Below are 6,007 nucleotides of genomic sequence, written 5' to 3'. Positions count from 1 at the left end.
CGGTCAGAAGGGTGTTGATGTCTGTCGTCACAAACGGATCATCGACACCCTTCGTCATGCCCACGACTCAGGGGTAGTTAGGACTTACTCGTCTAGGTCATTGAACCTCGGATGCCGCGGATGAAGTCGGCCGCGGCATCCCCGGTCAGCGCCACGTCGAGCAGGTTGGCCGAGATGTCGCGGAAACGTCTGGTCGTCTCCGGGTCGGTGCGCAGGTCGTCGGTGCCGCCGGCGGCCTCCACGAACAGCACGTCAGGGTCGCGCGTCCCGGCAAACTCCAGCAGCTCGAACGTGCCACCCAGGCCGGGGTGGCGGTCCAGGTCGATGGGCGTGACGGCGATGCGGTACGCGGACTGCGCCATCAGGCTCAGCAGGTGATCGAGCTGGTCCGCCATGACCGCCCGCCCACCCACCGGGCGGCGCAACGTGGATTCGTCCACCACCGCGGTGATGCGTGGCGGCTTGGCCTCGGTGAGCCGCTCCTCGAACATGCGTTGCCGGTCCAGCCGCAGCTCCACGCGCGCGTGCACGTCGTCGTGGTCAGGGTCCTTGCGCAGCGACAGCGCGGTCATCGCGCGGGCGTAGTCGCGCGTTTGCAGCATGCCGGGGACATAGAGCACCTGCCAGACGAAGATCTCCGACGCCTCGCTCTCGTACGCCACGAAGCGCTGGTAGTCACCGGCCAGGCGGTGCTTGCTGTACCACTGGCGGGTCCGCGACCGGCGGGCCAGCCCGGCCAGCGCGCCGACTTCGGCCTCGTCGGCCACGCCGTACAGCGACAGCAGCGCGCGCACCTCGAGGGGTTGCACGGTCACGTCGCCTTTTTCGATGCGGCTCAGCTTCGACGGCGACCAGTCCATGCGCTGGGCCACCGCATCGGTGCTGAGCCCGCTCTGGTCACGAAGCTGGCGCAGCCGCTGCCGCAGGCGTTCGCGGGCAACGGTCGGCCCGACCGGTGTCGTCATCGGACCGGCCTCCGTCCATCTGCGTTTTGCAGCTTGCCGAAAGACATCCGCGAAAGCCTACCGGATTATTGCGTGGGGCAAAGTGTGCGGGCGCCAACATTGTCCTTTCGGCCGACGCCCTCGCCATACAGCGCGTTGAATATCGGGTACCGTCAGTGACCATGATGGACGATGTCATTCCCGTTTGGCGCAAGAGCACCAAGAGCGGCTCCGAAAGCTGCGTCGAGGTCGCAGTGTCCGCTCCCGAGTCCGTTCTGATCCGGGATTCCAAGAACCCGCACGGCGCCGTGCTGACCTTCGATGTGGTGGTGTTCCGCCAATTCATCGACTTCGTCAAAGAATCGTCACGCTGAGCCGTTCCAGCCGCTCGGACGCCTTCTCCCCGGCATCGGCGGCCGCCAGCAGCGACGCGAAGCGCTGCCGGTAGAGCTGCACCGTTTCCGGGTCCTCGGCCAGCCGGTCGTAGCCGGGCGTCTCGAAGAACACAGCGGTGTCAAAGATCTCGAACGAGCCGGTCATGCCCGGATGGGCGTCGCTGTCCAGCGACGGCACCGCGAGCCGCACCGAAGGGTAGCGGGCGCTGATCTCCAGCAGGTGGTCGAGCTGGGCGCGCATCGTGGCCGGACCGCCGACCCGGCGCCGCAGCACCGACTCGTCGATCACCGAGGTGAGCGCGGGCGGGTTGGCGCCTTCGAGCCGCTGCAGGAACGCCTCCGAGCGTTGCCGGCGTAGCTGGACGCGCTGGGCAACCCCGGGTGCCTGCGACGGCAGCCCCAGCACCCCGGCCACCAGGGCCGTCGCGTACTGCTCGGTCTGCAGCAGGCCAGGCACGTACAGCGGCTGGTTCTGCTGGATGCTCGCGGCCTCCCGCTCCAACTCCACCAGCCGGGCGTACGCGTCCGAAACCCATTCCATGCGCCTGTCCTCACTGAGGCGACCGCTGACGGCCGCTTGCAATCTGCGATTCGCAGATACTAGGCCATTGGGACGGGCTCGGCAGTGTGTTCGGGGGCGAGTTCGCTGTCCTCCCCGCGACGCTCGGCAGCCGCGCCCGCGCCCAGGGCGTACCCCATGAAGGTCAGCCACACCGCGAAGCCGATGCCGATCCGCAGCGGGCTGGGCCAGCCCGAGGGCGTCACATAGGCCTCCAGCACGCCGCTGACCAGCAGCATCACCACCAGGCCGAGCGCAACCAGCATGCCCGCCCGCGCGCGTTCGGCCAGGGCGCGGCCGCGGGTGCGGTGCGGGCCCGGCGCGATCCACGCCCATCCGATCCGCAAGCCGACTCCGGCCGCCACAAAAATCGAGGTCAACTCAAGAAAACCATGCGGAAGGATGTACGCGAAAAAGGTGTCCCCGTGCCCCGAATAGACCATCAGCCCGCCGGTCAGCCCGAGGCTGAGCAGATTTTCGCCGAGAATCCAGAGGGCGGGCACAATCAGCACCCCCGAGGCCAGGCACTGCCCCGCGAGCATGGCGTTGTGCGTCCACACCTGGGCAGCGAAATTCTGCGCCCGGAACTCGCTGTAGTAGTCGACGAAATCGGTGCTGAACGCCGTGCCGCCTAGCGCACCGGGCGCGAACGTCTCGATGATGCCGGGATGGGCGGCGAAGTAGCCGATCAGCAACCCGCCGACCACCACGTTGAGCACCATCGTGGTCAGCCACCAGTGCCGCGAGCGGTACAACTCCAACGGCAGCGTGGTGGTGAAGAACCGGGCCACCGGGCGCCACGACAGCCGCCGCCCACCGGTCACCGCGGCCCGCGCGGCCAGCACCAGCTGCGACAACGAGGCCAGCAGGATCGGGTCCGGAGAGTGGCTGCGCACCACCGACAGATGGGTGGCCGCCCGCTGGTAGAGCAACACCAGCTCGTCTGCCTCGTGCGCGTCTAGCCGGCGCCGCCGGGTCAGCGCCTCGAGCCGGTTCCACTCGCCGCGGCGCTCGCTGACGTACGCGTCCAGGTCCACCGCGGCAGCGTACTTGGCGGTCATCTAGTTAACTACCCGCTATGAGTGTGGTGCCGGCGGTTCGCCGCGAGCAGGGCGAGCAGCTCGTCAACGGCGAGGCGGTGGAAGTCGACATCCGGTATGCCCGGGTCGGTTCGCGCACGCTGGCACGGATGCTCGACATGATCGTCGAGGTGCTGATCGGGGTCACGGTGTTCATCACCGCCAGCGCGATCGCCGACGGGCTGTTCAGTGAGGCCGTTGACGAGGCGCTGATCAACACCTTCGTCACGGTGGCGATCGTGCTGGCCTTCGTCGGCTACCCGACCCTCGTGGAGACCCTGAGCAACGGGCGCAGCCTGGGCAAACGGGCGCTGGGGTTGCGCGTGGTGCGCGAGGACGGCGGCCCGATCCGGGTCCGGCATGCGCTGACCCGCAGCCTGATCGGCCTCGCGGTGGAGTGGCCGGGGATGCTGTTCCCCCCGTTCACCTGGGCCGTCGCGTTGAGCACAATGATCGGCTCGCCGCGCGGGCGGCGCCTGGGTGACCTGGCGGCCGGCACGTTCGTGGTGCACGAGCGCACGCCGGCACCCTGGGGCTGGGTGCCGGCGATGCCCCCGCATCTTGCGGGCTGGGCGAGCGGCCTGGAGCTGACGAACCTCGACGACGACTTGGCGCTGGCCACCCGGCACTACCTGGCTCGCGTGCGCGACATCCGCGAGCCGATGAGTTCCCGGCTGGCGTACAGCCTGGCCGCCGAGGTGAGCGAGCGCATTGCGCAACCGGTGCCGGTGGGCGTACCCGTGTGGATGTTTCTCAGTGCGGTGCTCGCCGAAAGGCGTCGCCGGGCGGCCGATCGCGTGCACACCACCCGGGAACTGACCCAGCGGATCTGGCCCGGATTCGGCCGATCGGCCTGGCCCTCGCCCGGTCGTCCGGCGTGGGAACCCGCAATTACGCACCCGCCGATTCTGGGCATCGCGAAAGAAGCCCGGCCGCCCTCATGAACCGGAACCCAACCGCTGCGGCGTCTGAATACCGAGCAGGTCCAGCCCCTTTCCGAGCGTGCGCCCGGTGGCCAGGCAAAGCGTCAATCTGCTTTCCCGTACGCCCGCAGCAGCCTTGAGTACCGGGCAGTGCTCGTAGAACGTGCTGAACGAGGCGGCCAGCGAGTACAGGTAACCGGCCAGCCGGTGGAGATCGAGCGACTCGGCCACCCCGGTGATCACCGGTTCGAAGGCGCACAGTTCCAGGGCCAGCGCCCGTTCGGCCGGTTCACCGATCACCACGCCGGGTGCGAAGTCTCCGGCCCGGTGCAGAATCGACTGGATCCGGGCGTACGCGTACTGCAGATACGGCCCGGTGTTGCCGATCTGCGCGAGCATCCGATCCCAGTCGAATACGTAATTACCGCGCCGGTCACCGCTCAGATCGGCGTATTTGATCGCGCCCACGCCCACCGCCGCCGCGATCGCCGGATCGCCATTGCGAACGGCCGCCCGGGCCACCGCTTCGTCGAGCACCTCGGCCAGCTTGACGGAATCGCCGGACCGGCTGCGGAACATCCGGCCGTCCTCCCCAAGGATCGAGCCGAACGCCACGTGCTCGGCGCGCACCGTTCCCGGCAGCCACCCGGCGTCCTGGGCCACCGCGAACACCATGGCGAAGTGGGTGCTCTGCGGTGCTCCGACCACGTAGAGCAGCCGGTCAGCCCGCAGCTCCGTGGTCCGGTGACGCAACGCTGCCAGGTCTGTGGTGGCGTACCCGTATCCGCCGTCGCTCTTGCGCACGATCAGTGGAAGCGGACCGCCATCGCGCCCGCGGAAGCCCGCCGGAAAGACGCACAACGCGCCGTCGCTCGCCACCAGCAGGCCCTTGTCATCAAGCTCCGCGACAACGGAATCCAGCTGATCCTGATAGGCGCTCTCCCCCGCGAAGTCGGCCGCCGTCAGCGTCACCCCGAGCCGTTCATAGGCGGCCAGGAAATCGGTTTTGGTGCGGTCGAGCAGCCGCCGCCACACGGCCCTGGTCTCCGGGTCGCCGGCCTGCAGCAGCACCACCCGGCGGCGGGCGCTCTCCCGGAACTCATCATCGGTGTCGAAGGCAATTCGCGCCGCCCGATAGACGTCGTGCTCCTGCCCGAAACGGATCGCGTACTCAATGATCATTCCGAACGATGTGCCCCAGTCCCCGAGATGGTTCGCCCGCATCACGTCGTGGCCCAGCCATTCCAGCACCCGCACGGCGGCATCCCCGATCACGGTCGATCGCAGATGCCCGACGGTCAATTCCTTCGCCGCATTGGGTGCCGAATAGTCCACGAGAACCCTCTGCGGTTTGGCTACCGGGGCAACACCGAGGCGTTCATCACCGGCCAGCTCCCGCACGGCGGCCGCAATCACGTCGTCCTGCACTGTCAGATTGATGAACCCCGGCCCGGACACCTCGGCCGTGGCCAGCCCTACGAAATCGGCCTTCGCAATAACGTCTGCCGCTATGTCGCGCGGCCCCTTACCGCCTTTACCGTTCGGCGCTTTGGCTGAGGTCCGGGCCAGCGGCAGGGCGGCGCCGGATTGGTAGTCGGCGTGCGGCGAGCGGCGCACGGCCGGATCAACTGGTGTGCCGGCCGTGGCGGCCAGGGCCGGCTGCAACCGGGCGGCGAGAAGCGCTTCAAAATTCATCGGGACCCATTCGATACGGGCAAGGCCCCACCGAGGTCCACTCCTGCACCACCGGCGGAAGCCCGCCGGTGGAAGACACGTGTCAGCTCAACCGGAGGCTCATGATCCGGCGTCGGTCGCGGTTGATGCTGCACACGAGTGGAAGCATAGCGCCATGCAGTGGATCGCCGCGGACCCCGGAATCCTCACCCTGCCCTCCGGCCGGCTGATCCGCGGCCGAGCCCTGCGCCGCCCGGCTCCACCAGGCCCGCCGGCCGACTTCAGCGTGCGCCTGGCCGGCCCGGACCCGACGATCCGCTGGCCCGACTTCTGGTTGCCGCTGGACCGGGTGCAGGCCCGAGCGGTGCTGCAGGAGGCGTGGGAGCGGGCTGCGGGCGAGCGGGTGGAGGTTGCTTGCCTGGGTGGGCGGGGG

The 6,007-nt window shown here is 68.7% G+C and carries 6 protein-coding genes and 1 pseudogene; 3 read left to right on the top strand and 4 right to left on the bottom strand.

The genetic code is table 11. The features are described 5' to 3' along the window. Window positions 1–92: 92 nt before the first annotated feature. A complete protein-coding gene (locus tag TFC3_RS08010) occupies window positions 93–965 on the bottom strand; it encodes a helix-turn-helix transcriptional regulator (RefSeq protein ID WP_067497537.1) in 873 nt (290 codons plus the stop codon). A 161-nt stretch (window positions 966–1,126) separates the two neighbouring features. Between TFC3_RS08010 and TFC3_RS08005 the strand changes: the two genes are divergently transcribed. Further along, window positions 1,127–1,318, top strand: coding sequence for a DUF397 domain-containing protein (locus tag TFC3_RS08005; RefSeq protein WP_082772399.1), 192 nt, complete (start codon window positions 1,127–1,129; stop codon window positions 1,316–1,318). Here TFC3_RS08005 and TFC3_RS08000 read toward each other — a convergent pair. Next, complete coding sequence (locus TFC3_RS08000; RefSeq protein ID WP_067497533.1) at window positions 1,299–1,880, bottom strand: DUF5753 domain-containing protein; 582 nt, start codon at window positions 1,878–1,880, stop codon at window positions 1,299–1,301. The two genes, TFC3_RS08005 and TFC3_RS08000, sit on opposite strands and share 20 nt — an antisense overlap. Before the next feature lie 59 nt (window positions 1,881–1,939). Continuing rightward, window positions 1,940–2,959: a stage II sporulation protein M gene (locus TFC3_RS07995; protein WP_082771922.1), complete on the bottom strand. Its 1,020-nt coding sequence runs from the start codon at window positions 2,957–2,959 to the stop codon at window positions 1,940–1,942. 17 nt (window positions 2,960–2,976) lie between these two features. On the opposite strand from TFC3_RS07995, the gene TFC3_RS07990 reads away from it, so the two are divergent. Continuing rightward, window positions 2,977–3,921, top strand: coding sequence for an RDD family protein (locus TFC3_RS07990; RefSeq protein WP_067497530.1), 945 nt, complete (start codon window positions 2,977–2,979; stop codon window positions 3,919–3,921). Here the strand turns inward: TFC3_RS07990 and argS are convergent. Beyond that, window positions 3,916–5,595 carry an arginine--tRNA ligase gene (gene argS, locus TFC3_RS07985; protein ID WP_067497528.1) on the bottom strand — a complete coding sequence of 560 codons (1,680 nt, stop codon included), beginning with the start codon at window positions 5,593–5,595 and terminating at the stop codon, window positions 3,916–3,918. The genes TFC3_RS07990 and argS overlap by 6 nt on opposite strands. A 154-nt stretch (window positions 5,596–5,749) precedes the next feature. On the opposite strand from argS, the pseudogene TFC3_RS37855 reads away from it, so the two are divergent. After that, a pseudogene (locus TFC3_RS37855) lies at window positions 5,750–6,007 on the top strand (protein phosphatase); the annotation flags it as partial.

It is taken from the genome of Actinoplanes sp. TFC3 (genome assembly GCF_001553785.1).
In the GTDB taxonomy this organism is placed as follows: Bacteria; Actinomycetota; Actinomycetes; order Mycobacteriales; family Micromonosporaceae; genus Actinoplanes.
This window is presented reverse-complemented; position numbering and strand designations above follow the sequence as displayed.

Coding starts and splice junctions, on each gene's coding strand:
- TFC3_RS08010 (WP_067497537.1), bottom strand. CDS start 965: ATGACGACACCGGTCGGGCCGACCGTTGCCCGCGAACGCCTGCGGCAG.
- TFC3_RS08005 (WP_082772399.1), top strand. CDS start 1,127: ATGATGGACGATGTCATTCCCGTTTGGCGCAAGAGCACCAAGAGCGGC.
- TFC3_RS08000 (WP_067497533.1), bottom strand. CDS start 1,880: ATGGAATGGGTTTCGGACGCGTACGCCCGGCTGGTGGAGTTGGAGCGG.
- TFC3_RS07995 (WP_082771922.1), bottom strand. CDS start 2,959: ATGACCGCCAAGTACGCTGCCGCGGTGGACCTGGACGCGTACGTCAGC.
- TFC3_RS07990 (WP_067497530.1), top strand. CDS start 2,977: ATGAGTGTGGTGCCGGCGGTTCGCCGCGAGCAGGGCGAGCAGCTCGTC.
- argS (WP_067497528.1), bottom strand. CDS start 5,595: ATGAATTTTGAAGCGCTTCTCGCCGCCCGGTTGCAGCCGGCCCTGGCC.